Genomic DNA, 25,216 nt, shown 5'->3' with positions numbered 1-25,216 from the left:
TGCGATTAGTGACAGCCGCAGCCGCCAGTACCGCAGCCGCCTTTACCATGCTCGTGACCATGGTCATGGTCGTGATCATGGTGATGATCGTGCTCGCCGTGTACGTGACCATGAGCCAGTTCTTCCGGCGTCGCTTCACGAATAGCTACCACTTCCACGTGGAAGTTCAGGTTCTGGCCAGCCAGCATATGGTTGCCATCAACCACAACATGGTCGTCTTCCACTTCGGTGATTTCTACCGGTACCGGACCCTGATCGGTTTCAGCCAGGAAACGCATGCCAACCTGCAGTTCATCCACGCCCATAAAGACATCTTTAGGTACGCGCTGAACCAGATTGTCATCATACTGGCCGTAAGCGTCATTAGCGGCAATATGCACATCAAAGTTGTCGCCGACTTTATGATCTTCCAGTGCCTTTTCCAGACCAGAAATCAGGGAACCATGACCGTGCAGATAGTCCAACGGCGCGCTCACCGGAGACTCGTCGACCAACACACCGTCTTCTGTACGTACCTGGTAAGCCAGGCTGACCACCAGGTCTTTTGCTACTTTCATGATATCTCCTAACCGTTGAGAGCTTTGATCCCGACTCATTGGTCTATTTTTGCGTGCAATAACACCAACCAGAAAGATCCAGATGCTGACCCTTTGCGTGCCATGCAGGCAATACGCTCAGGCAATGTTAACGATGCCGATTGTAACGGAATTCAGTGCCGCTGTAAGGGTAAGCTTAAAAAAAGCTGCGCTGTTCCGCTACTCCGGATGAAAAATTCCAATGACTTGCTCCTGAGTGCGGATCCGATCGCGCACCTGCTTATCCGCTTCGCGCATCTGATGCCCGCATTTGACACACTCCACCACATCGACATTATTTTCACGCCACATCGCCAGCGTATCTTTCTGCTGGCAGTGCGGGCAGGTTGCATCAGCAATAAAACGTTTACGCATTTTTCTTTCCTGCAGTTTTGGTCTGGCCGCTCAGCGGCGCAAATTATTCAAATTCATCCCAGCTATCCAGCTGCCGCTTCTCCTGCTGCATCTCGCGCTGAAAAATATCCTCCAGCTCGCGCCGCGCCTCACGCGCGCGGGAGATTTGCGCATTATCTGTCTGGCCTGGCATGAGCTCACGCAGCATACGCATATCCAGCCGCCGGAAATGCTGCTGCGCACGGTGCGCCTGATGCGGATGCATCCCCAGCGACATTAATGCCTTACGCCCCAGCTCCAGCGCGCTGGAGAAAGTCTCGCGAGAAAATTGCGTTACGCCCGCCTGCAACAGTTCATGCGCCTCCACGCGCCCCCGCGCACGCGCCAAAATTTGCAGGTGGGGAAAATGCTGCTGACAGAGATGAACAATGTTCATGGTATCTTCTGGGTCATTGCAGGTAATGACAATCGACTGCGCGCTGGCGGCACCGGCGGCACGCAGCAAATCCAGTTCCGTCGCATCCCCATAGTATACTTTATAACCATACTTGCGCATTAAACTGACGGCGCTAATGTCTCGTTCAAGCACGGTGATACGCTTCTTGTTCGCCATCAACAAGCGCCCAATCACCTGGCCGAAACGTCCGAATCCCACCACAATAACCTGCGGCTGATCGTCATCCACCCAGGGTTTTTCCGTCTGCTCATCCCCATCGTTAAAGCGCCGCACCAGAATGCGGTCAACGCCCTGCATCAGCAACGGCGTTGTCATCATCGAAAGCGTCACTGTCACCAGCAGCAGCGGCAGCTGATCGCCGTGAAACAGCCGCACGGCCGAGGCAGCGGAAAACAGCACAAACGCGAATTCGCCGCCCTGGCTCAGCACGCTGGCGAACTGAAGACGCTCTGAGCTGCGCAGGCCGTAAATGCGCGCCAGCAGATAAAGCACCAGCGTTTTTACCGCCACCAGCACCAGCACCCCAAGCAGCACCGTCAGAATATGTGTATAGAGCACGCCCAGATTCAGCGCCATGCCGACGGAAATAAAGAACAACCCAAGCAGCAAGCCTTTAAACGGTTCGATGGCAATCTCCAGCTCGTGGCGATATTCGCTCTCCGCCAGCAGAATACCGGAGATAAAGGTGCCCAGCGCCATCGATAGCCCCAGCGCATCCATAAACAGCGCGGAACTGAGCACCAGCAGCAGCGACGCGGCAGTAAAAACTTCACGCACGCCAGACGCGGCGATATAGCGGAAAATCGGACGCAGCAGCAGTCGACCGCCAATCAGCATGCCGGCAAAGGCCAGCACCTTCATTCCCACCTTCATCCAGTCGGTATGGCCGCTATCGGTGCCGGCCAGCAACGGCACCAGCGCCAGCGCCGGGATCACTGCCAAATCCTGAAACAGCAACACTGAAAAGCCCAGTTGCCCCGACTCGCTGCGATTCATGCCTTTATCACGCATTAGCTGCAGAGCCATCGCCGTTGAGGACATCGCCAGACCAATACCGCCGACGATGGCCGCCTGCCAGGAGAAATCGGTTAACAACAGCAGCCCGGCCAGTACCGCGGCGCTAAAAATAACCTGCGCGGCGCCGACGCCGAAAATTGAGCGGCGCAGCGCCCATAGCTTCGCAGGATTCAGCTCCAGACCAATCAGGAACATCAAAAAGACCACGCCGATTTCTGAAAAGTGCAGGATCTCGTCAACGTCGCTGATAAATCCCAGCCCCCAGGGGCCAATCGCAATGCCCGCCAGCAAATAGCCCAGCACCGCGCCAATGCCCAGGCGGGCGGCGATCGGCACCGCAACCACGGCCGCGAACAGATAAACCACGCCTGCCGTCAGTAAAGTTTGCCCTTCCATTTATAAAGCTCCAGCAGGCAAAGGGGAAGAAAGCCAGCTGCCATAGGCCTCGGCATAGTTTTTCAGCGTTTCCGGCGTTTGCCGCCGCGCCCAGTAAATAATCATCGGCGACAGCCAGTGCATGCGACACATCTGCGCCGTCAGCTCAAAGGGACGCATAATCTCCGTCATCGGATAGCGGTTAAGGCCGTCCTGATGATAGGCAGTTTCGGGTTCGCCGGTAGTGATCACGCTGCGCCAGTATTTTCCCTCCAACGCATTGCCGCCGATGCCGCTGGCGAACCCGCGCGACAGCACGCGATCCAGCCACTCTTTCAGTAGCGCCGGACAGCTATAGGTATAAAGAGGATGCTGGAAGATAATGACCTGATGCTCCCGCAGCAGTTGCTGTTCATGGTGAATATCAATAAAAAAATCGGGATAGTGCGCGTACAGATCGTGTACGGTAACGTGCGGTAATTGCTGTGCCGGCTGCAGCAAGATGCGATTGGCGATCGAGTCTTGCGATTCCGGATGGGCATACAGCAGCAAAACCTTAGGCAGCTGCGCCATCTGACTCCTCCAAATCGTCGTCATGATGCAGGATTTCCGCTACCATGCACGACATAACGGAATCTACGATTCCTGACTGATTATGATGACAATAAATTAACATATTCTGACAATACGGCGCTTATGATTGTATTCTCTTCGTTACAGATCCGACGCGGTACCCGCGTGCTGTTAGACAATGCCACCGCCACCATCAATCCCGGACAAAAAGTTGGGCTGGTGGGCAAAAACGGCTGTGGCAAATCGACGCTGCTGTCGCTGTTAAAAAATGAACTCAGCGCCGATGCGGGCAGCGTCACCTTCCCTGGCACCTGGTCGCTGGCCTGGGTTAACCAGGAGACGCCCGCGCTGCCGGTGGCCGCCATCGATTACGTTATCGACGGCGATCGTGAATATCGACAGCTCGAAGCCGAGCTACAGCGCGCCAATGAAAAAAATGACGGCAACGCCATCGCTCTGCTGCACGGCAAGCTGGATGCTATTCAGGCATGGAGCATACAGGCGCGTGCCGCCAGTCTGCTTCACGGTTTGGGCTTTAGCCAGCAACAGCTGCAGCGTCCGGTCAGTGATTTCTCCGGCGGCTGGCGCATGCGTCTCAATCTGGCGCAGGCGCTGATATGCCGCTCCGATCTGCTGCTGCTGGATGAGCCGACCAACCACCTTGATTTAGACGCCGTGATTTGGCTGGAGCGCTGGTTAAAAAGCTACAGCGGCACGCTGATTTTGATTTCGCACGACCGGGATTTCCTCGATCCGGTGGTGGATAAAATCCTGCATATTGAACAGCAAGCGCTGTTTGAATATACCGGCAACTACAGCTCGTTTGAACAGCAGCGCGCCACCAAGCTTTCTCAGCAGCAGTCCCAGTACGAACATCAGCAGCGTAAAGTGGCGCACCTGCAAAGTTATATCGATCGTTTCCGCGCCAAAGCCAGTAAAGCGAAACAGGCGCAGAGCCGTATCAAAATGCTGGAGCGCATGGAGCTTCTTTCTCCTGCGCATGTTGATAACCCCTTCAGCTTCAGCTTCCGCGCGCCGGAGAACTTACCTAATCCGCTACTGAATATGGAGAAGGTTACCGCCGGCTATGATGACCGCGTGATCCTGGACTCAATCAAACTTAACCTGGTGCCCGGCTCGCGCATTGGCCTGCTCGGCCGCAACGGCGCCGGGAAATCGACGTTGATTAAGCTGCTGGCGGGTGAACTGGCGCCGCAAAAAGGGGAAATTGGCCTGGCGAAAGGAGTGCAGCTGGGTTATTTCGCGCAGCATCAGTTGGAATTTCTGCGGGCCGATGAGTCTCCATTGCAGCATCTGGCGCGTCTGGCGCCGAAGCTGCCGGAACAACAGCTGCGCGATTACCTTGGCGGCTTCGGTTTCCAGGGCGATAAAGTCAGCGAGCCGACCGAACGCTTCTCCGGCGGCGAGAAAGCGCGTCTGGTGCTGGCGCTGATTGTCTGGCAGCGACCAAACCTGCTGCTGCTGGATGAACCGACCAATCATCTCGACCTGGATATGCGTCAGGCATTAACCGAAGCGCTGATCGATTTTGAAGGCGCGCTGGTGGTGGTCTCGCACGATCGGCATTTGCTACGCTCCACCACTGATGATCTTTACCTGGTCCATGACGGCAAAGTAGAAGTGTTTGCTGGCGATCTGGATGATTACCAACAGTGGCTAAGCGATCTGCAGAAACGCCAGACGCAAGAGAGCGAGCCAAAACAGGAAAACGGCAACAGCGCGCAGGCAAGGAAAGATCAGAAGCGGCGCGAAGCCGAGCTGCGGGCGCAAACGCAGCCGCTGCGTAAACAGATCGAGAAGCTGGAAAAAGAGATGGATAAGCTTAACGCCCAGCTGGCCGATGCAGAGAACAGGCTGGCCGATTCTGCTATTTACGATGCGAGCCGGAAAGCCGATCTGACCGCGGCGTTACAGCAGCAGGCCGCGGCGAAATCGGCGCTGGAAGCGTGCGAAATGGCCTGGCTGGATGTGCAGGAGCAGTTGGAAACCATGCTGGCCTCCTGATTTGCCTGAGGCGGTTAATTAACGGGACGACGGCCTCGTAAAAAATTAACCGCCGCAGCATTTATTCTATTTCACATTTATAACTTCAGCATTACAAAATAAAGCACCATTAATGAGACAGTAATGCCATTTGATAACGTTCGTTAGGCTACGCCTGCCTGAGCGCAATACTATAAAATTAACAATTACCTATTTTTTAACTTTTCCTTACCTTGTAACCGGTGTCTCTTATTCATAAGATTGCCTCCCGGAAAGCATGAGCATTCTTTTCAAACACAGGTTACATCGTGAATAAACCGTATGCCAGGCAGCTTAAAAAAAGCCTGATTATATTCTCTTTACTTTTGTTCAGCATGCCGTTGTCTCGCCTGTTATCGCCTACCGAGGTGATAAGCGATAATCTGGTGTATGTTTGTTACCTGCCTTACGGTTTATCTATTGCTGCGCTTTATCTTTTTGGCCGCACTGCTATTCTGCCGCTCTATACAGCGCTATTCCTGGCCTATTGGCTGGCATTCAATTCTTTCCAGCTCTCCCTTGGCCTGACCTTAACCATACTGACACCGATCCTGTTTTGCGGCTGGCTGACGCGCAAAAAACTTGGCTGGCGCTGGCGCTATAATCTGGGTAACAGCGACATCGGCATACGCCTGCTTTTTATGGATATGTTGGCTCCCCTATTAACCCGGGTGCTAACGGTTATCTGGGGCAGAGGATATGCCATTCCAGAGGATACCGTTGCAGGTTACTTCTCCAGTAATATAGATCTCTACAGCATACTTAATTTGCAAATACTGATCGCTTCAGCGGTTATTTTCACGCCGCTATTTTATTTTCCGCTTCGTATGCTGGCTAATCCTCGCTACGCCAAAACATTTTACATCAGCAGCAAATCAAGCCTGACAAATGAAAAGAATCGATTAAGCGCCATCGTTTGGTGCGCAATGCTGGCTTCATTCTTTCTTATTTTCTTGCTGTTTCCTCATCTGGCAATTATTTCCAGCTATTTAGTCCCGCTGATTTTTATTCTTTTCGCCTGGGGCATTATGCGTTTTTCACTGCGCCTGATGACTTTCCTTTGGGCTTGCAGCTGCTATCTGTTGATGTATTTTAATCTTGAAGTTTTATCTATTAATTCAATCTATTCCCTGACTTTCGCCTCTTCAACATTTATCGCGTTTACTATCAGCCTGCTTTATATCGCATCCGCCTACCGAAAAAGCCAGTGGATGCAACAGGCCTTTTACCGTTTAGCATTAACAGACCCCATGGTGCAACGTGCTAATTTGCGTGCGCTGTCAAGAGAGTTAAAGTCCGTTGAGTCGCCAACCCTGTGCTATCTCTATCTCGATAACCTTAAATTCTTCGGGCGTCATTACGGCATTCAAATGCGGGTGTACTGTAAGCGTCGCATCATTGACGAGATAAAGGCGAGTCTTGGTGAAAGAGAGGGCGTTTATCAAATCGCCGGTGATGGCTTAATTATTCTGTTAGAGGGGGACGATATCGCCCAGCGCCTGCGGCAGCTGATGGCACAATTAAGCCAGAGTGAGATTAGATGGCAAGGCAATATCATTGATTTTAACTATGCCTCCTCTTTTGGCTCTTTTACGCCAGCGCACAACGATCTCTATCGTATGTGCGGTCAACTTTGCTATCTCGCGGAGCAAGCCCTACATCAGGGAGGGCTACTCTTTCTGGATGATACGGGCAAAACGATCGCCGACCAGGTTTCTGCTCAGGTGGAAATGCTGAAAAAGATTAAGCAGGCTATCGCCAAAGAAAGTCTTGTTTTATTTGCGCAACCCATCGTCTCTGCTCAAAGCGAGCATCGCTATTACGAAGTCCTTTGTCGCTTGCGGGACGATCAAACCATCATTATGCCCAGTCAGTTTATGCCGCTGGTGACTGAATGCCATCTTAGCGCGCGCCTTGATCAACTGGTGGTCAAAAAAGCGGCTATCTTCCTGCGCCAGCGCCAGCAACAGGGCAAACCGCTGCCACAGCTGGCGATTAATCTGCTGCCGGCAACCCTGACGGAACGCGGCATTAGCGAGACCCTCTGCGAGATATTCAAAAAATATCATCTCCCTCATGAAAATGTTCTTTTTGAAGTCACTGAAGAGCAGTATCTGTTTAATCAACCAACGGCAATCAACAATATTTGTCAGTTGCGTAATGCGGGTTTTCGTATCGCTATCGATGACTTTGGCACCGGCTTCGCCAACTATGAGCAGGTTAAAAGGTTAAATGTTGATGTGATTAAGATTGATGGCATGTTCATTAAGGATCTTGAAAACGACCGACTCAACCAACTTATCGTGAAGTCCATCTGCGAAATCGCGCGTGAGAAAAAGCTATGCGTAGTAGCGGAATATGTCGAAACCCCTGAGCAACAGCGCCTGTTAACCCTACTGGGCGTCGATTATCTTCAGGGTTATCTGTTGGGGCAACCTGGCCCCCTGGAAAATATCGCCTGAAACGTAGCGCCCAACCTGTAAAAAACGACGGCAGCGACCTGATTAAAGATCGCGCCGTTTCAGTTATGAAAAATACGCATTATGTCTGGTCATAAACCGTGCGCCCGCTCAGGCGGGACGATAAAACGGCTTATCCCCCAGAATAGTGGCGCGGTGCATGATGCGTCTGGTGGGCAGGTAGTCGGCGTTCGCATAGTGCTGTGTGACCCGGTTATCCCAGATAGCGACATCGTTAGCCCGCCAGCGCCAGCGCACCTGAAACTCCGGCTTGTTTATATGGGTAAATAAAAAGCCCAGCAGCGCCTCGCTCTCTTTCGGCGCCAGATCGACAATCCGCGTGGTAAACCCTTCGTTCACAAACAGCGCCTGCTGGCCGCTGACCGGATGGGTACGCACCACCGGATGCAACAGCGGCGGATGGTTCGCCGCCGCCTGGCGCCAGCGGGCATGCTGTTCCGGCGTGGCGCGGTGCTTATATTCCGGAAAAGATTGGGTAAAATCATGTTCAGCCTGCAGGCCGCTCAGCAGCGTGCGTAGCGGCGGAGAAAGCGCCGCAAAAGCTGCAATGCCGCTGGCCCACAGTGTATCGCCGCCATGCTCCGGCACCTGTTTTGCCGCCAGAATCGCCCCCGCCGGCGGCGTAGCGATAAAGGTAACGTCGGTGTGCCAGTTATCGTTATCGGGCGGATTATCGTGATGCGTATCCAGCACGATAATTTCTTCCACGCCGTCGGCGTGAGGATAGACCGGGTGAATATGTAAATCGCCGAAGCGCGCGGCAAGCGCCCGCTGCTGCGTCGGCGTCAATGGCTGGTCGCGCAGAAACAGCACCTGATGACGGATTAGCGCGTGCCACAGCTGTTCGAACTGACCATCGCTCAGCGGACGGGAAAGATCGAGATTATCAACGGTGGCGCCGATGTAAGGTCCCAGCGCGGTAATAACCAGACGTTCATTCATTGTGATTCTCCATGCCAGGGCGTTAACCGACGCTGTAGCGTCCGCAGGCCCAGTTCTAAACCGAATGCGATTAACGCAATCACCAAAATGCCGGCCAGCACCACATCCGTTGCCAGGAACTCACCGGCAGACTGCACCATAAAGCCCAGTCCGCGCGTAGCGGCGATCAGCTCTGCCGCCACCAGCGTTGACCAGCCAACGCCCAAACCAATACGCAGACCGGTAAGGATTTCTGGCAGCGCACCGGGCAAAATAACCAGGCGTAGCAGCTGCCAGTGACTGGCTCCCAGCGACTGCGCCGCCCGCAGACGTACCTGTTGCGCATTTCTGACGCCCTGTAGCGTCGACAGCGCGACCGGTGCGAAAATAGCAAGATAGATCAACAGGATCTTGGAGGTTTCGCCGATACCGAACCAGATCACCATCAGCGGCAGATAGGCCAGCGGCGGTACCGGACGGTAAAGCTCGATCAGCGGATCGAGGATGCCGCGCGCCGTCGCGCTTAGCCCCATTACAATGCCTGTCGGCACCCCGATCAGCACCGCCGCCAGCAACGCCAACAGGATCCGCCCAAGGCTGGCAGCCAGATGCTGCCAGAGCGTGGCATCCATAAATCCCTGCGCGCTGGCGATGGTCAGCAACTGATGCAATACCTGCTGCGGCGGCGGTAAAAACAGCGGCGCAATCAGCCGTAACGCGGTAACCAGCCACCACAGCGCCAGCAATAGCGTTAACGTCACCAGGCTCAGCGTCAGCTGACGGGAAAGCGGCCAGCGCCAGCGCCACACGCGCGGTTTATCCAGCATTTGTAGACTCATGAAAACGCCTCACGCTGTTGGAATACCCGGCTCAGCACATATTCGCGCTGGGCAATAAAGGCGGGATCGGATTTGATGGCGCGACAGGATTCGCCAGCGGCAAAGCGGCGGCCAAAATCCAGCGTCAGACGCTCGCTGATACGTCCAGGTCCCGGCGTCATCAGCACCAGCTCGCTGGCCAGGAATACCGCCTCTTCAATATCGTGGGTTATCAGCAAAATCCCCTTACCGCTATCGCGCCACAGGCGCAGCAGCAGTTCCTGCATCTGCTCGCGGGTGAACGCATCCAGCGCGCCAAAAGGCTCATCCAGTAATAACAGCTTTGGATCGGCGGCCAGCGCGCGCGCAATGCCGACGCGCTGGCGCATACCGCCGGAAAGCTGCCAGATAAAGCGCTTTTCTGCGCCTTCCAGCCCGACTTTTTTTAACATTCGCCCCGCTTTCTCCCGCCGCGTTTTAACGTCCACGCCCACCAGCTGCAGACCCAACGCCACGTTATCCACCACGTTGCGCCAGGGAAGTAAGCCTTCATGTTGAAAAACCACCCCGCGGTCGGCACCCGGCCCGCTTATCGGCTCCCCCGCCAGCGTGATCTGGCCCTCTTCCGTTGGCAAAAAACCGGTGATCAGGTTTAACAGGGTGGTTTTCCCGCAGCCGGATGGCCCCAGCACGACCACCAGTTCGCCCGCGTTCAACGTTAAGTTGATATCCTGCAAGGCAAGCTGCCCGTGGTAACGCGCACTGACATGATTAACAGCAAGCATGGTTAACCCCTTACGGCTGGAGCAAAGGATGAATAAAACGGTCAGTAACATAGTCGTGATAATCCGTATCAACCTGCGCCACTTTGCCCTGCTGCTTCAGGAACTGAGCCGTATCGCCAATCGCCTTGTTGACCGGCCCGTCCAGTTGGGCAATCTGTTGCTGCGCGTTAAGGTAGGTGTTGCCCTGTACCAGGTCGGCCACCTGATCCGTCGGCACGCCGCTCAGTCGGGAAAGTTTGTTAAGATTTTCAGGCTGCTGTAGCCACTGCTGCGGATGAGCAAGATAAGCCTGCTGCGCCGCCAGTGCGCTGCGGGCGAACGCGGTAACGATCTCCGGATGTTGCGCGGCAAAATCTTTGCGCACGACCCACACATCCAGCGTCGGCGCCCCCCACTGGCCCACCTGCGCCGAATCGGTCAACACCTTGCCGCTTTTGGTCAGCTCATTAACGGCTGGTGCCCAGACATAGGCGCCGTCGATATCACCTCGCTGCCAGGCCGCGATAATCGCTGGCGGCTGCAGGTTAATGATCTGCAGCTGGCTGGGTTTAATTCCCCAGTGTTTCAGTGCCGCCAGCAGGCTGTAATGAGTAGTAGAGATAAACGGCACCGCGATACGCTTGCCGATAAGATCCTGCGGTGACGCGATCGTCTTTTTCACCACCAGCGCTTCCGAGCTGCCAAGCTGCGAAGCCAGCAGGAAAACTTCAATCGGCAGCTTCTGACTGGCAGCGACCGCCAGCGGACTGGAGCCGATATTGCCGATCTGTACGTCTCCGGAAGCCAGCGCACGGACGACGCTGGAGCCACTGTCGAATTTACGCCAGTTAACCTGGGCGCTGCTTTGCTGAGCGAAGGTGTTGTCTGCCTGGGCGACTTTCGCCGGTTCCGCCGAGGTCTGATACGCCACCGTTACCTCAACCGCGTGCGCCTGAGTCGCCAGCAGCGCTAATGTCGCTACCCATGCTAAAAATCGCGTAATCTTCACCATCTTGCGTTCCGCCTGTTGTTATCCTTGTGATGGCTCAGTTGTAACTGAGAGGCTGACACAGCATGAAGTAATTAAAAATTATGTTTAATCGCTAAATTGACTTAGAAAAGATTTCGCTATCGTTATCTGAAAATTAAAAAAGGGTTATTTTTCTGATGAAAAATGGCCCTGAATCAGCCACTGTATAACGATGTTTTACAGGCTATTCATTGGTGAGTTGTCAGAGGGTTTTCCATGTCGATTGAGAAAGTTGCCCGTTTCGCTGGTGTATCGACCTTCATTGGTGAGTTGTCAGAGGGTTTTCCATGTCGATTGAGAAAGTTGCCCGTTTCGCTGGTGTATCGACCGCGACCGTTTCACGCGTGCTGAACGGCTATGAGGGCGTTCGGCCGGCAACCCGTGAACGTGTTTTAGCCGCTATCGCCGCCTGCCAATACCAGCCTAATTTGCTGGCGCGTCAGCTACGTACCTCTCAGAGCCGTATGTTGCTGGTGCTGGTGTCCAATATTATTAATCCTTTCTGCTCACGCGTGGTGCGCGGCATTGAGGCCGAAGCGGAAGCGCATGGCTACCATATCCTGCTGTGCAATTCCGATTCGCAAACCCAGCGCGAATCCGCTTACCTGACGCTGCTCAGCGGTAAAGTGGTGGATGGCGTGATTACTATGGATGCCGCCAGCAACCTGCCCGAGCTGCGCCAAATGATTGGCGATGCGCCCTGGGTACAATGTGCCGAAGGCGATCCTGATGTGGCGGGCTCATCGGTTACGATCGATAACCAACAGGCCGCGCGCGCGGCGGTGCAACATCTGGCGCAGCGTGGCCGGCGACGTATCGCGATGATTAACGGCGATCCGCGCTATCTCTATGCGCAACAGCGTGAGATTGGTTACCACTCGGCGTTAGCGGAACTGGGTTTGGCGTGGTCCGGCGTGGAATATGCCAATGAAGTCGAGTGCGAGGCAGGCTTTGCCGCCATGCAGCGGCTGCTGGAGGGGAAAGAGCCGCCCGATGCGGTATTCACCGTCTCCGATGTGCTGGCGGTAGGAGCGATTCACTGCGCGCGTCAGCATCAGCTTGCGATCCCGCAGGATATCGCCATCCTGGGCTTTGACGGCCTGCCCTGGAGCGCGATGCTTTCACCGCCGCTCAGCACGCTGGAACAGCCGATGCATCAGCTGGGCACCCGCAGCGTACAGCTGCTCTTGCAGCGCATCCGCAACCCTCTGGCGCCCCAAATTCATGAGCGGCTTCCCTGCCAGCTGGTGGCGCGCGCCTCCAGCTAATCAGTGCCAGATCAGCAGCACGCAGGCGGCGGTCAGAACGCCCATCGACAAATTGAAAGTTTTCCATGCGCGGCGGCTACGCAGCAGACGGCCAATCAGGGTGCCGAAGCCCAGCCAGAGCACGCCGGCGACCAGGTTAACCAGCGCCATGCCAATGCTGATCGCCACGATTGAACCGCGATAGGCTTCGCCCGCCAGACTGAAGCTGGCTACGGCGCCCAGCGCCATTAGCCAGGCTTTAGGATTCACCAGCTGTAACAGCCCGCCCTGCCATAAGGGCATCGGCCGGAGAGGCGTATCGCCCATCTCGATCTTTTCATAGGCCGCCGTGGCGATCTTCCATGCCAGCCACAGCAGATAGAGGCTGCCGACAATTTTCAAAAAAAGGTGCAGAGAGGGATAAACCAGAATCAGACCGCCCACGCCAAACGCCACCAGCGCCAGCATCAGCTGCATGCCCAACATGATCCCCAGCATCAAGGGAAGCGACCGCAGAAAACCAAAATTAGCGCCGGCCGTGGTCAGTAGCGTATTATTTGGACCAGGCGTAATCGCCGCTACCCAAAGAAAACCAAGCATTGATAAAAACAGACTGAGTTCCATAAAAAGGGTGCTCCCCACCCGATAAAATGTTAATCCCTGTAAACTAACAGTGCGCCTGAATGCGTACAAGCGTGAAACGATGAGCTTTTTTCACAGTCAGGAATCCTTTATTCCCCTGAAAGGACTGCATAATCCGCATCTGCAAACGGTGCTGCCGCGCCTGTTTCGCCGTCGGGTCTATTTGCGTCCTCACTGGCAGCGCCTTGAACTGCCCGACGGGGATTTTATCGATCTGGCCTGGAGCGAAGATCCGATGCAGGCGCGCCACAAGCCGCGCGCGGTGTTGTTTCATGGGCTGGAGGGAAGCTTCCATAGCCCCTATGCGCACGGTCTGCTGCAGGCCTGGCAACGCCGCGGCTGGCTGGGGGTGGTGATGCACTTTCGCGGCTGTAGCGGCGTCCCCAACCGCATGGGCCGCATCTATCATTCAGGAGAAACCGAAGATGCCAGCTATTTTTTACGCTGGCTGCAAACCACGCTGGGCCATGCGCCGACGGCCGCGGTCGGCGTCTCGCTGGGCGGCAATATGCTGGCCTGCTTGCTGGGTCAGCAGGGCGATGACTGTCCGCTGGATGCCGCCGTTGCCGTCTCTGCGCCGCTGATGCTGGAACCCTGTAGCGCTAAGCTTGAACAGGGATTCTCCCGCGTCTATCAGCGCTATTTGTTAGGCCAGCTCAAGCTTAATGCCCGGCGCAAGCTACAGGCCTGGCCCGGCACGCTGCCGATTGACCTGCCGCAGCTGGAGGCGCTAAAGCGCCTGCGTGATTTCGATGATGCGATCACCGCGCGCGCTCACGGTTTCGCCGATGCCGGTGATTATTATCGGCGCGCCAGCGCCATGCCGCTGCTGCCCGACGTACGTAAACCGCTGTTAATTATTCACGCTAAGGACGATCCATTTATGACCGATGAGGTGATTCCCGATCTAACGCGGTTACCTGCTAACATTGAATATCAACTGACGGAATATGGCGGCCATGTCGGTTTTGTCGGCGGGACGTTGCGCCGTCCGCAAATGTGGCTGGAGCAGCGTATTCCGCAATGGCTATCACCTTATCTGGATAACTAAGCTGTGATTATTCCCTGGCAAGATCTCTCTCCGGAAACCCTGGATAACCTGATTGAAGCTTTCGTGCTGCGCGAGGGCACCGACTATGGCGAGCAGGAACGTTCGCTGGCGGAAAAGGTGGAAGATGTCCGTCGCCAGCTGAAAAGCGGCGAAGCCGTGCTGGTCTGGTCGGAGCTGCATGAAACGGTAAACATTATGCCGCGCGGGCAGTTTCGCGGCGAATAGCGCTGCGGCTCGCTCTGTGCGGCCTGTCACATTAACAGGTGGTGACGGGCGCGCACGGTAATGACACTGCAGGCCGAAACGTGTTAACAATGCTCATCGCCCGATTTTACCCAGAGAGTATTTATGTCAGCCAGACATCCGATTATCGCGGTGACCGGCTCCAGCGGAGCGGGAACCACCACCACCAGTCTTGCCTTTCGTAAAATTTTTCAGCAGCTTAACCTGCACGCTGCCGAGCTGGAAGGTGACAGTTTCCATCGCTATACGCGCCCGGAAATGGATATGGCGATCCGCAAGGCGCGCGATCTGGGCCGGCACATCAGCTACTTCGGACCGGAGGCCAACGACTTCGGCCTGCTGGAACAGACCTTTGTTGAATATGGCGAAAGCGGCCGCGGCCAGTCGCGTAAATATCTGCATACCTATGACGAAGCGGTGCCGTGGAATCAGGTGCCCGGCACCTTTACGCCGTGGCAGCCGCTGCCGGAACCCACGGATATCCTGTTTTATGAAGGGTTGCACGGCGGCGTCGTCACGCCACAGCATAACGTGGCGGAAAAGGTGGATTTGCTGGTTGGCGTGGTGCCTATCGTCAATCTGGAGTGGATTCAAAAACTGGTACGCGATACCAGCGAACGCGGCCACTCACGCGAAGCGGTAATGGATTCGGTGGTGCGCTCAATGGAAGATTATATTAACTACATCACGCCGCAATTTTCCCGCACCCATCTCAACTTTCAGCGCGTGCCCACCGTGGACACGTCGAATCCCTTTGCCGCGCGCGCGATCCCCTCGCTGGATGAAAGCTTTGTAGTAATCCATTTCCGCGGCCTGGAAGATATTGATTTCCCCTATCTTCTGGCGATGCTGCAGGGTTCGTTTATTTCACATATCAATACGTTGGTGGTGCCCGGCGGGAAAATGGGGCTGGCAATGGAATTGATTATGCTGCCGTTAGTGAAACGCCTGATTGAAGGCAAAAAAATCGAATAATCTGCCTATTCTCTGTCTTCAGATAAGTAAGCGAATTGCCTGCCTGGGCTTTCAACAGCTAAACGGCAATTGTCCGATTCAGCACAAGCTGAAGCGAGACAACAGGAGACAGTAAGATAAAGCTGTGCTACAAACAAAGCTGTAATATTTTCGTTCGATGAAACGAGAACGGGACGACTGCACGCCCTTAAGCCTCGCAGTTGCCTGCATAATTTCCAGCAGGAAACGCTTGAAGATTTCAACGCCTGACAGGGAAAACTGCCCCCTGTATTTAGGGCACGATTACAACAGAGGATAATAGCGAATGGTTCTCGGCAAACCGCAAACAGACCCTACACTCGAATGGTTCCTGTCACATTGCCATATTCACAAATATCCATCAAAAAGCACGTTGATTCATCAGGGTGAAAAGGCCGAGACGCTCTATTACATCGTAAAAGGTGCGGTTGCGGTACTGATCAAGGATGAAGAAGGCAAAGAGATGATCCTTTCCTATCTTAACCAGGGTGATTTCATTGGCGAGCTTGGCCTGTTTGAAGAAGGCCAGGAACGTAGTGCATGGGTACGAGCGAAAACCGCCTGTGAAGTAGCCGAAATTTCGTACAAAAAATTCCGTCAGCTGATTCAGGTGAATCCTGACATTTTGATGCGTCTCTCTTCACAGATGGCGCGTCGCCTACAGGTAACTTCAGAGAAAGTAGGCAATTTAGCTTTCCTTGACGTTACCGGCCGCATTGCCCAAACGCTGCTTAACCTTGCCAAACAGCCGGATGCGATGACGCACCCGGACGGGATGCAAATCAAGATTACCCGTCAGGAGATCGGCCAGATCGTTGGCTGCTCACGCGAGACGGTAGGTCGTATTCTGAAAATGCTGGAAGATCAAAATCTGATCTCCGCGCACGGTAAAACGATTGTCGTTTACGGCACCCGTTAAGCTACGCTGAAGACACGGCGTGATGCCTGGCATCACGCCGTGTCTATTTTGGTGATGTAGTATGTGGCGGAGAATTATTTACCATCCCGAAGTGAACTACGCGCTGCGTCAAACGCTGGTGCTCTGTTTACCGGTAGCCTTTGGCTGGTTGCTGGGCGATTTACAAAAAGGGCTACTCTTCTCGCTGGTTCCCGCCTGCTGCAATATTGCCGGTCTGGATACGCCGCATCGGCGTTTCTTTAAGCGCCTTATCGTTGGCGGTGCGCTGTTTGCTTTTAGCAGTTTCCTGCTTCAATGGCTATCGTTACAGCAGGTGCCGCTACCCGTTACGCTGTTCGCCATGGCGTTAGTACTGGGCGTGACCGGGGAAATCGGTCCGCTTCATGCCCGCCTGCTGCCCGCTTCATTGATTGCCGCCATTTTTACCCTCGGTCTGGTGGGCAATATGCCCATCTGGGGACCGCCGCTGCTCTATATCGGCGGCACCTTCTGGTATGGGCTGTTTAACTGGTTCTGGTTCCGGCTGTGGAAAGAGCAGCCTATGCGCGAAACGCTCAGCCTGCTGTACCACGAACTGGCGGATTACTGCGAAGCGAAATATACCCTGCTAACGCAGCTTACCGATCCGGAAAAAGCGCTGCCGCCGCTGCTGGCGCGTCAGCAAAAAGCCGTCGATCTGATTAATACCTGTTATCAGCAAATGCATATGCTGGCCGCCAACCGCGATCACAGCCATCGCCATCTGATGCGTGCGTTTCAGGTCGCGCTCGATCTGCAGGAGCATATCGCTGTCAGCCTGCATCAGCCGCAGGAAGTACAAAAGCTGGTAGAGCAAAGCCATGCGGAAGCGGTGATCCGCTGGAATGCACAAACTATTGCCGCACGGCTGCGCGAACTGGCGGACGACCTGCTTTATCATCGGCTGCCGTCACGTTTCACAATGGAAAAGCCGCTGCTGGGTCTGGAAAAAATTGCGCGTCAGCATCCGGAAAATCCGGTCGGCCACTTCTGTTATTACCATTTCAGCCGCATCGCCCGTGTGCTGCGTACTCAACGTCCGCTCTATCGACGCGACCTGATGGCCGATCGCCAGCGTCAGCTGCCGCTGCTTCCCGCCCTGCGCAGCTATCTGTCACTGAAATCCTCTGCCCTGCGTACCGCGGCACGCTTTGCGGTGATGCTGGTGTTCGGCAGCGTGCTGGCGCTAACCTTTAACGTGCCGAAGCCGTGGTGGATTTTAATGACGATTATGTTTGTCAGCCAGAACGGCTACAGCGCCACGCGCGTGCGTATCCAACACCGAGCGCTCGGTACGCTGGCCGGGTTGATTATTGCCGCGGCAGCGCTGCACTTTGCGGTGCCGGAGTCATTAGTGCTGGTGATCATGTTGGCGATTACTCTGGTCAGCTATCTGTTTATCCGTAAATATTATGGCTGGGCGACCATCGGTTTTACCCTTACCGGCGTCTATTCACTGCAGCTGCTGTCGCTGAACGGCGCGCATTTTCTGCTGCCGCGCCTGATGGATACGCTGATGGGGTGTTGCATCGCTTTTGGCGGCATGGTCTGGCTATGGCCGCAATGGCAAAGCGGGCTATTGCGGCAGAATGCGCATGATGCACTGGAAGCCTATCAGGAAGCGTTACAAATGCTGCTGGGAAATGAGGCGTCGCCGCAGAAGCTGGCCTGGCAGCGGGTACGGGTGAATCAGGCGCACAACGCGCTGTTTAATTCCCTGAGTCAGGCGATGCAGGAACCCGCCTTTAATACGCGATATCTGAAGGATATGAAACTTTGGGTCACGCACAGCCAGTTTATTGTTGAGCATATTAACGCGATGACCATTCTGGCGCGCGAGCACACCATGCTGCCTCCTACGCTGGCGCAAAGCTATCTGCAATCGTGCGAAATTGCGCTGCAGCGCTGCCAGCAGCGGCTGGCCTACGACGGACCTGGCCAGCAGACCAATATTCTGGAAGCGCAATCAGACAATCAGGAAGGGCCGACAACCATTATGGAGCGCCACGTAAAGCGTATCCTTGAGCACCTTTCCGTGATGCATACTATTTCGTCACTGGCATGGAGCCAGCGGCCGCACCATGGCAAATGGCTGGTGCGCCGCCTACGGAAAAGATAAGCGCGCCCTTGCCGCGGGCGCGCCCCTGAATCAGGCCGGATTCAACACCTTATCGGCGGCCCTGGCCAGACGCGCCATACCCTCGCCAATATCCGCCAGCGGAATAACCAGCGAAGGCGCAAAGCGCAGCACATCGCTGCCCGCAGTTAAAATCATCAGCCCTTCGGCCGCAGCGGCGTTAAGAATATCGCGCGCTTTGCCCTTATGCTGCGGCTGAAGCTCCGCCCCGATCAGCAATCCCTTACCGCGAATTTCGCTGAACAGATCCAGTTTGGCGTTAATCGCTTCCAGCGCCTCAACAAAACGTTGACGCCGCTGTTCAATGCCGTCCAGTACCCATGGCGTATTGATCGTATCCAACGCTGCTTCCGCCACGGCGCAGGCCAGCGGATTACCGCCATAGGTAGTGCCGTGGACGCCCGGCGCCATCGCCGAGGCGATCTCGTTGGTAGTCAGCATGGCGCTAATCGGAAAGCCGCCGCCTAATGCTTTCGCCGAGGTCAGGATATCGGGCTGCACGCCGTAATGCTGATAGGCAAACAGCTTACCGCTGCGTCCCATTCCGCTCTGTACCTCATCCAGCACCAGCAGCGCCTGATGTTGATCGCATAGCTGGCGCAGCCCCTGCATAAATTCCTGGGTTGCCGGCACTACGCCGCCTTCGCCCTGAATCGGCTCGACCACGATGGCGCAGGTGTGATCGTCAATCACCGCCTTCACCGCTGCAAGATCGTTAAAGGGAACGTGGACAATATCGGCCGGCTTCGGGCCAAAGCCATCGGAATATTTCGGCTGTCCGCCGACCGATACGGTAAACAGCGTGCGGCCATGGAAAGCGTTATGGAAGGCGATGATTTTGCTTTTATACGGGCTGTGGCGCGTGGCGGCATAATAACGCGCCAGCTTAAATGCGGCCTCGTTGGCTTCGGCGCCGGAGTTAGCGAAAAACACCCGTTCGGCGAAAGTGGCGTCAATCAGCTTGCTGGCAAGGCGCAGCGCGGGCTCGTTGGTGAAAACGTTGCTGGTATGCCACAGCATTTCCCCCTGAGTTTTTAGCGCTTCCACCAGTGCCGGATGGCAATGGCCCAGCGCGGTTACGGCGATCCCGGCGGTAAAATCGATATATTCCTTGCCCTGCTGATCCCATACCCGGCTGCCTTTGCCTTTAACCGGCACAAACTGCGCTGGTGCATAAACAGGCAATATCACTTTGTCGAAGGTTTCCCGCGTAACCGCCATTTTTTCCGCTGCCATTCGCTACCTCATTTAATTTTACGTTAGCCATCTGTGAAAAAATAATCATAAAATATGCATAATAAGTCAAACGGAATTATGCGAAGGTATTAAGCGCCCGGCCGGCGGCGCAGGAAATTAGCCAGTAGCTGATGCCCCTGCTGACTCAGGATGCTTTCCGGATGGAACTGCACGCCTTCCACATCCAGCGTTTTATGTCGTAACCCCATGATTTCATCCGGCTGACCGTCGCGCAGGCTCCAGGCGGTCACTTCCAGGCAGGCTGGCAGCGTCTCTTTTTCCACAATCAACGAGTGATAACGCGTGACGGTCAGCGGCTGCGCCAGTCCGGCGAATACGCCACGCTGCTGATGAGCAACGGCGGAAGTTTTACCGTGCATAACCTGACGCGCCCGGATAACACGCGCGCCGAATACCTGCGCCAGCGCCTGATGCCCCAGGCAAACGCCGAGCAGCGGCAGCCGTCCGGCAAAGGTGCGGATAGCCTCCAGAGAGATGCCTGATTTATCGGGCGTACAGGGCCCAGGAGAGATCACCAGATGCGTTAGCGGCAGCGCCTCCATCTCCGCCAGTGTAATCTCATCGTTGCGGCGCACCAGTACTTCCGCTCCCAACTCGCAGAAATACTGGTATAGGTTCCAGGTAAAAGAGTCGTAGTTATCAATAAGCAGCAGCATTTTTACTCCGGGCTGACTAAAACGCCGCTATTCTACGCGCTTACTTCGGCTCGCTCACTACGTTGCTAAAGATATCGGTCAGCCCCTGCAAATCACCATTCACGCTCTCTTCGTTCGCCCGCAACCAGGCTTCGCGTTCTGTCTTACTCCAGTCAATGTCATATCCTGCATGAATAATTAACTGTTCAAAAAACAGACGCTGAGCGCGGCCGTTGCCATCGCGGAACGGATGCAGCATATTGATTTCGCAATAATAGTGCGCCAGCCTTGCCACAAATTGCTCAAAAGGGAGATCGGCCAGGCCGTTTTCTTCCTCAAGCGCGTCCATCAGGGCGTTGCCCTCTTTCTCGATATATTCAAAGTGGCAAAACGGCGTATTGCCGAGGTAGAGATCGATTTCGCGGATCTCGCCAGCCCAGTCATAAAGATCCTGGAACAGCGTACGATGAATGGCGCACAGATAAGGAAAGCCCAGGTTGCGCGGCCCCAGTTCGATGGTCGCTGCCCGCAGCGAGGTAAATGCCGCTTCCGCTTTTTGCAACTGAGCGGCATCATGCAAATCGAGACGGTTACGCAGCACATCGTCGTTTTGCCAGTAGTAGGGATCGCGCCCGTTCATTGCGTTAGCCGCCATATTGCCTCCGTAATGCTTCTAAGCGCTGTTCGGCCTGCTCAGCATCCAGCGTCACTTCCGCAAAAGATAAGCCTTCCAGTTTGCTACTGGCCAGAAAATTAGCGTTGCGCCGCCGCTGCCATAAGGTGGCTTTCTGCTTTTCGGTCAGTTTTGTTGGCATACTGCCTCCGGTCAAAGAAAGAGTGACCTAAGTATAAGCAGCAAATTAGCGCTCTGCAGGAAGGCTGGCGTGCCGCCGCAGATGCGACGGCAAGAAAATTACGGCAGGACTTTGGCGGAAAGGATAACCACCGGCTTGCTGGGAACATTTTGATAAGGCCCGATATTTTTAGTCGGCACCTGAGAAATTTTGTCGGCTACGTCCATGCCTTTTACCACTTTACCAAATACGGCATAGCCAAAATCACGCTGTCCGTGATCGAGGAAGGCGTTGTCGGCAACGTTAATAAAGAACTGGCTGGTGGCGCTGTCTTTTTCCGCGGTACGCGCCATCGAAATGGTGCCGCGGGTATTACGCAAGCCGTTGTCCGCTTCGTTTTTAATCGGCGCGTTGGTGGGTTTCTGCTGCATATCCGTCAGGAAGCCGCCGCCCTGAATCATAAAGCCCGGGATCACACGATGAAAAGTCGTATTGTTATAGAAACCGTTGTTAACATAATCGACAAAGTTCTTAACTGAGACCGGCGCTTTCTGGTTGTTCAGTTCAAGCTCGATATTACCGGCTGAAGTGGTCAGGAGGACGTGCGTATCGCCCTGCGCAGCGAATGTAGAGGCAGAAAAAGTGGACAGCGCCAAAAGTGCCGCGACCGCTGTCAAAGTACGTTTCACCATGAATAGTTCCTTACTGAGGCCACAAAATCTAAACGAAATTGATTGTAAATAGCCTGCCATACAAGAGCCAGCGTTTTACCTTTATTTACGTAAACTCACGTCGTAGGCAAACGTTAACGTCAGAGCAGTAAAGGGTGATTTAAATCACATTATTGGTGAAATGAATGAAAGTGATTTCATCGTTAGTTTGATCGTGACTGAAATTTCTTTACACTCCCGTCGACGACTCCTGCGCTGCTTCAGCCAGGCCCTTTGGCTCAAGGTTTCCCCAACTATGACTAATCGTAACCGCATTGGACTGACGTGGATCAGTTTCTTTTCCTATGCGCTCACCGGCGCACTGGTAATTGTTACCGGGATGGTTTTAGGCGATATCGCTAACTATTTCCAGCTTCCGGTTTCTGAGATGAGCAATACCTTCACTTTCCTCAACACCGGTATTCTGGCGGCAGTATTTTTGAACGCCTGGCTGATGGAAATCGTGCCGCTGAAGCGTCAGTTGATTTTCGGCTTTGTGTTGATGGTGTTGGCGGTCCTGGGCCTGATGACCAGCCACAGCCTGAGCGTTTTCTCGCTATGCATGTTCGTCCTGGGCGTAGTCAGCGGTATTACGATGTCGATCGGTACCTTCCTGATTACCCATCTTTATGAAGGACGTCAGCGCGGATCACGTCTGCTGTTTACCGACTCCTTCTTTAGCATGGCGGGGACCATCTTCCCGGTTATCGCGGGTATGCTGCTGGCGCGTCACCTGCCCTGGTACTGGGTTTATGTCTGTATCGGGGTTATCTATCTGGCGATCTTTGTTCTGACGCTGACGGTCGATTTCCCGATTTTAGGCAAGAAGCAACCTAATGCTCAGCCGGTGGCCAAAGAAAAATGGGGCGTTGGCGTGCTGCTGCTCTCCATTGCTGCGCTCTGCTATATCCTGGGCCAGCTGGGCTTTATCTCATGGGTGCCGGAATACGCGACGAAAACCATGGGCATGGACATTAGCGCTGCCGGCCAGCTGGTAGGGAATTTCTGGACCTCCTATATGATCGGCATGTGGGTATTTAGCTTCGTGCTGCGCTTCTTTGATTTGCAACGCATCCTGATGGTGCTGGCTGCGCTGGCGACGCTGCTGATGTACTGGTTTGTCAGCAGCAGCGATGCGGGAATGCTGAAGTGGATTATTATCGGGCTTGGTTTCTTCTCCAGCGCGATTTACACCACCATCATTACGCTCGGTTCGCAGCAAACTCGCGTTTCCTCGCCGAAACTGGTCAACTTCATTCTGACCTGCGGCACCGTTGGCACCATGCTGACCTTTGTCGTTACCGGCCCGATTGTGGCGAAAGGCGGCGCGCATGCCGCGCTGTTTACCGCGAACGGTCTGTATGCGGTGGTGTTTGTGATGTGTCTGCTGCTGGGCTTTGTGACCAAACATCGTCAGTATGGTCACGCCGACCATTAATTTTTACCGGCGGAACGATGTTCCGCTCGCAGACGGCAAATAAACTTAAGGCGCGGGGAGCCCAGGCAGAAGAGTAAAGCGTCCCGCGCCATGGACGGCGCGGACCGAGCAGTCAGGCATGACGTTTTTTGCGTCTTTACGATCGACCCGGGCTCCCCGCGCAGGCTCCGTTACCCTTCTCCCGACGGAACCTTAGTTGCGTTGGCGCTGGCCTTCTTAATCACGTTTAAAATTCACCTCTTCCGCCTCATCCAGCCAGACCTGCGTACGCGCCGGTTCGGTGGCGGCAATCACCCTTCCCTGACGTATTGAATAGCGTACGGGCACCTGACGCCGAACTGCATCAAAGCCGTTTTCCGCTGGCAGGATAATCAGACTGGCGCTGTTGCCAACCTGAATGCCGTAGTCGGCCAGCTGTAGCGTTTTTGCACTGTTATGGGTAATGAGATTGAGGCCCTGATCTATTTGCTTATAGCCCATCAGCTGACAAACATGCAGGCCCATATGCAACACCTGTAACATGCTGGCGGTGCCGAGCGGATACCAGGGATCAAATACATCATCATGACCGAAGCAGACATTGATGCCCGCCTCCAGCAGCTCTTTTACCCGGGTAACGCCGCGTCGTTTGGGATAATCATCAAAGCGCCCCTGCAGGTGAATATTCACCAGCGGATTTGCAACAAAATTAATGCCTGAGAGCGCCAATAGTCGAAACAAACGCGAGGTATAAGCGCCATTATAAGAGTGCATAGCCGTCGTATGGCTGGCCGTCACGCGCGCCCCCATCTTTTCCCGGTGCGCCAACGCCGCTACGGTCTCAATAAAGCGTGACTGTTCATCATCAATTTCATCACAGTGAACGTCCACCTGACGCTGATACTTCTGCGCCAGCGCAAAGGCGATATGCAAAGATTCCACGCCATATTCACGGGTAAATTCAAAATGCGGAATGGCGCCCACCACATCGGCACCCAGCCGAAGCGCCTCTTCCAGCAAGGCCTGGCCGTCAGGATAAGAAAGAATACCCTCCTGCGGGAAAGCGACAATCTGTATATCGATCCACGCGGCCATCTCCTGCTTCAGCGCCAGCATCGCTTTCAGCGCGGTCAGGCTGGGATCGGAAACGTCTACATGGGTACGCACATGCTGAATACCGTTGGCGATTTGCCATTTTAGCGTTTGGGCGGCCCGCTGCTTCACATCCTGCGGAGACAGCAGCGCTTTGCGCTCGGCCCAGCGCTCAATGCCTTCAAACAGCGTACCGGACTGGTTCCAGGCGGGTTCGCCGGCGGTTTGCGTGGTATCAAGATGGATATGAGGCTCGACAAAAGGAGGCAGCGCCAGGCCGCCTTCCGCATCCAACACGTTAGGGTGATGATCGGCTAGCTGTGGCTGCGGCCTGATAGCGGCGATTTTCCCGCCAGCGATTTCAATCTGCCACAAGCCTTCGCGCTGGGGCAAACGCAGATGATTAATCCATTGCAGTTCAGTAGAAAGCATGCCGGGCTCCAGAGGATAAATGGGGAGGATTCAGGCTACCACGGATTAAAGTGGCCAGGACAAACCCGAACAGGCTAAGTTACAGATATTACTTAATTTCCTAAAAATTCCCCACAATTCAGCTACATACTCCCAAAGGAGTATTTTGCTTCACAATTGATGCACATCAATAAGCTTGCTAATAATCGCGCTATTGTGGCGCCAATTAGATCAATTTTGAGG

24 protein-coding genes are annotated in these 25,216 nt (G+C 54.7%); 9 read left to right on the top strand and 15 right to left on the bottom strand.

Features of this window, described 5'->3' with window-relative positions; all coding sequences use genetic code 11:
• Positions 1 to 5: 5 nt before the first annotated feature.
• The 4 genes from slyD to kefG all read right to left on the bottom strand — a co-directional run bounded on the left by slyD (position 6) and on the right by kefG (position 3,351).
• A complete protein-coding gene (gene slyD / locus K6958_RS01895) occupies positions 6 to 557 on the bottom strand; it encodes a peptidylprolyl isomerase (protein WP_249893112.1) in 552 nt (183 codons plus the stop codon).
• A gap of 198 nt (positions 558 to 755) precedes the next feature.
• Entirely contained in the window at positions 756 to 950 is a 195-nt protein-coding gene (locus K6958_RS01890) for a YheV family putative zinc ribbon protein (protein ID WP_249893111.1), read from the bottom strand.
• Positions 951 to 993: 43 nt separating this feature from the next.
• Positions 994 to 2,799: a glutathione-regulated potassium-efflux system protein KefB gene (gene kefB / locus K6958_RS01885; protein ID WP_249893110.1), complete on the bottom strand. Its 1,806-nt coding sequence runs from the start codon at positions 2,797 to 2,799 to the stop codon at positions 994 to 996.
• On the bottom strand, positions 2,800 to 3,351 hold the full coding sequence (kefG, locus tag K6958_RS01880) for a glutathione-regulated potassium-efflux system ancillary protein KefG (RefSeq protein ID WP_249893109.1): 552 nt from the start codon (positions 3,349 to 3,351) through the stop codon (positions 2,800 to 2,802).
• Positions 3,352 to 3,474: 123 nt separating this feature from the next.
• Between kefG and K6958_RS01875 the strand changes: the two genes are divergently transcribed.
• Both K6958_RS01875 and K6958_RS01870 read left to right on the top strand, forming a co-directional pair.
• The gene (locus K6958_RS01875; RefSeq protein ID WP_249893108.1) at positions 3,475 to 5,376 is read left to right on the top strand and encodes an ABC transporter ATP-binding protein; all 1,902 of its coding nucleotides are present in this window, start codon (positions 3,475 to 3,477) and stop codon (positions 5,374 to 5,376) included.
• A gap of 353 nt (positions 5,377 to 5,729) precedes the next feature.
• A complete protein-coding gene (locus K6958_RS01870) occupies positions 5,730 to 7,856 on the top strand; it encodes a sensor domain-containing phosphodiesterase (RefSeq protein WP_249894760.1) in 2,127 nt (708 codons plus the stop codon).
• 108 nt (positions 7,857 to 7,964) lie between these two features.
• Here K6958_RS01870 and tauD read toward each other — a convergent pair whose 3' ends face one another.
• From tauD to tauA, 4 genes are read right to left on the bottom strand one after another with little or no spacing between them, the layout of a single operon-like run.
• Positions 7,965 to 8,816: a taurine dioxygenase gene (gene tauD / locus K6958_RS01865; RefSeq protein WP_249893107.1), complete on the bottom strand. Its 852-nt coding sequence runs from the start codon at positions 8,814 to 8,816 to the stop codon at positions 7,965 to 7,967.
• A complete protein-coding gene (gene tauC, locus K6958_RS01860) occupies positions 8,813 to 9,634 on the bottom strand; it encodes a taurine ABC transporter permease TauC (protein WP_249893106.1) in 822 nt (273 codons plus the stop codon). Before tauC ends, tauD begins: the two co-directional genes overlap by 4 nt.
• A complete protein-coding gene (gene tauB / locus K6958_RS01855; RefSeq protein ID WP_249893105.1) occupies positions 9,631 to 10,398 on the bottom strand; it encodes a taurine ABC transporter ATP-binding subunit in 768 nt (255 codons plus the stop codon). The genes tauC and tauB overlap by 4 nt, the downstream gene beginning before the upstream one ends.
• A 10-nt stretch (positions 10,399 to 10,408) precedes the next feature.
• Positions 10,409 to 11,389: a taurine ABC transporter substrate-binding protein gene (gene tauA, locus K6958_RS01850; protein ID WP_249893104.1), complete on the bottom strand. Its 981-nt coding sequence runs from the start codon at positions 11,387 to 11,389 to the stop codon at positions 10,409 to 10,411.
• Positions 11,390 to 11,694: 305 nt separating this feature from the next.
• Here tauA and K6958_RS01845 point away from each other — a divergent pair, with 305 nt between their 5' ends.
• Positions 11,695 to 12,675, top strand: a complete 981-nt coding sequence (locus K6958_RS01845) for a LacI family DNA-binding transcriptional regulator (RefSeq protein WP_249893103.1) — start codon at positions 11,695 to 11,697, stop codon at positions 12,673 to 12,675.
• Here the strand turns inward: K6958_RS01845 and K6958_RS01840 are convergent, their stop codons facing one another.
• A complete protein-coding gene (locus K6958_RS01840) occupies positions 12,676 to 13,278 on the bottom strand; it encodes a LysE family translocator (RefSeq protein WP_249893102.1) in 603 nt (200 codons plus the stop codon).
• Between the two features lie 79 nt (positions 13,279 to 13,357).
• Between K6958_RS01840 and K6958_RS01835 the strand changes: the two genes are divergently transcribed.
• The 5 genes from K6958_RS01835 (at position 13,358) to K6958_RS01815 (ending at position 18,639) form a co-directional block, all read left to right on the top strand.
• Positions 13,358 to 14,347 (top strand): hydrolase, encoded by a 990-nt coding sequence (locus K6958_RS01835; protein ID WP_249893101.1) that lies wholly within the window; start codon positions 13,358 to 13,360, stop codon positions 14,345 to 14,347.
• A gap of 3 nt (positions 14,348 to 14,350) precedes the next feature.
• The gene (locus K6958_RS01830; protein ID WP_249893100.1) at positions 14,351 to 14,572 is read left to right on the top strand and encodes a YheU family protein; all 222 of its coding nucleotides are present in this window, start codon (positions 14,351 to 14,353) and stop codon (positions 14,570 to 14,572) included.
• A gap of 123 nt (positions 14,573 to 14,695) precedes the next feature.
• Positions 14,696 to 15,565 carry a phosphoribulokinase gene (locus K6958_RS01825; protein WP_249893099.1) on the top strand — a complete coding sequence of 290 codons (870 nt, stop codon included), beginning with the start codon at positions 14,696 to 14,698 and terminating at the stop codon, positions 15,563 to 15,565.
• A gap of 304 nt (positions 15,566 to 15,869) precedes the next feature.
• Positions 15,870 to 16,502, top strand: coding sequence for a cAMP-activated global transcriptional regulator CRP (gene crp / locus K6958_RS01820; protein ID WP_017803012.1), 633 nt, complete (start codon positions 15,870 to 15,872; stop codon positions 16,500 to 16,502).
• Positions 16,503 to 16,563: 61 nt separating this feature from the next.
• Entirely contained in the window at positions 16,564 to 18,639 is a 2,076-nt protein-coding gene (locus K6958_RS01815) for a YccS/YhfK family putative transporter (RefSeq protein WP_249893098.1), read from the top strand.
• Positions 18,640 to 18,669: 30 nt separating this feature from the next.
• On the opposite strand, the gene argD is transcribed toward K6958_RS01815, so the two are convergent.
• The 5 genes from argD to ppiA form a co-directional block, all read right to left on the bottom strand.
• Complete coding sequence (gene argD, locus K6958_RS01810; RefSeq protein ID WP_249893097.1) at positions 18,670 to 19,893, bottom strand: bifunctional acetylornithine/succinyldiaminopimelate transaminase; 1,224 nt, start codon at positions 19,891 to 19,893, stop codon at positions 18,670 to 18,672.
• 89 nt (positions 19,894 to 19,982) lie between these two features.
• The gene (locus K6958_RS01805; protein ID WP_249893096.1) at positions 19,983 to 20,570 is read right to left on the bottom strand and encodes an aminodeoxychorismate synthase component II; all 588 of its coding nucleotides are present in this window, start codon (positions 20,568 to 20,570) and stop codon (positions 19,983 to 19,985) included.
• A 40-nt stretch (positions 20,571 to 20,610) separates the two neighbouring features.
• A complete protein-coding gene (locus tag K6958_RS01800; RefSeq protein WP_249893095.1) occupies positions 20,611 to 21,204 on the bottom strand; it encodes a putative adenosine monophosphate-protein transferase Fic in 594 nt (197 codons plus the stop codon).
• Positions 21,194 to 21,364 (bottom strand): YhfG family protein, encoded by a 171-nt coding sequence (locus K6958_RS01795; RefSeq protein WP_249893094.1) that lies wholly within the window; start codon positions 21,362 to 21,364, stop codon positions 21,194 to 21,196. Before K6958_RS01795 ends, K6958_RS01800 begins: the two co-directional genes overlap by 11 nt.
• Before the next feature lie 98 nt (positions 21,365 to 21,462).
• Complete coding sequence (ppiA, locus tag K6958_RS01790) at positions 21,463 to 22,035, bottom strand: peptidylprolyl isomerase A (protein WP_249893093.1); 573 nt, start codon at positions 22,033 to 22,035, stop codon at positions 21,463 to 21,465.
• Positions 22,036 to 22,309: 274 nt separating this feature from the next.
• On the opposite strand from ppiA, the gene tsgA reads away from it, so the two are divergent.
• Positions 22,310 to 23,491, top strand: coding sequence for an MFS transporter TsgA (tsgA, locus tag K6958_RS01785; RefSeq protein ID WP_249893092.1), 1,182 nt, complete (start codon positions 22,310 to 22,312; stop codon positions 23,489 to 23,491).
• Positions 23,492 to 23,707: 216 nt separating this feature from the next.
• Here tsgA and K6958_RS01780 read toward each other — a convergent pair whose 3' ends face one another.
• The gene (locus K6958_RS01780) at positions 23,708 to 24,994 is read right to left on the bottom strand and encodes a cytosine deaminase (protein WP_249893091.1); all 1,287 of its coding nucleotides are present in this window, start codon (positions 24,992 to 24,994) and stop codon (positions 23,708 to 23,710) included.
• Positions 24,995 to 25,216: the final 222 nt, after the last annotated feature.

The sequence above is a fragment of the Mixta hanseatica genome, from assembly GCF_023517775.1.
GTDB lineage: Bacteria > Pseudomonadota > Gammaproteobacteria > Enterobacterales > Enterobacteriaceae > Mixta > Mixta hanseatica.
Note: the sequence above shows the minus strand (reverse complement) of the source record. Positions and strands in the feature narration are given on the sequence as shown.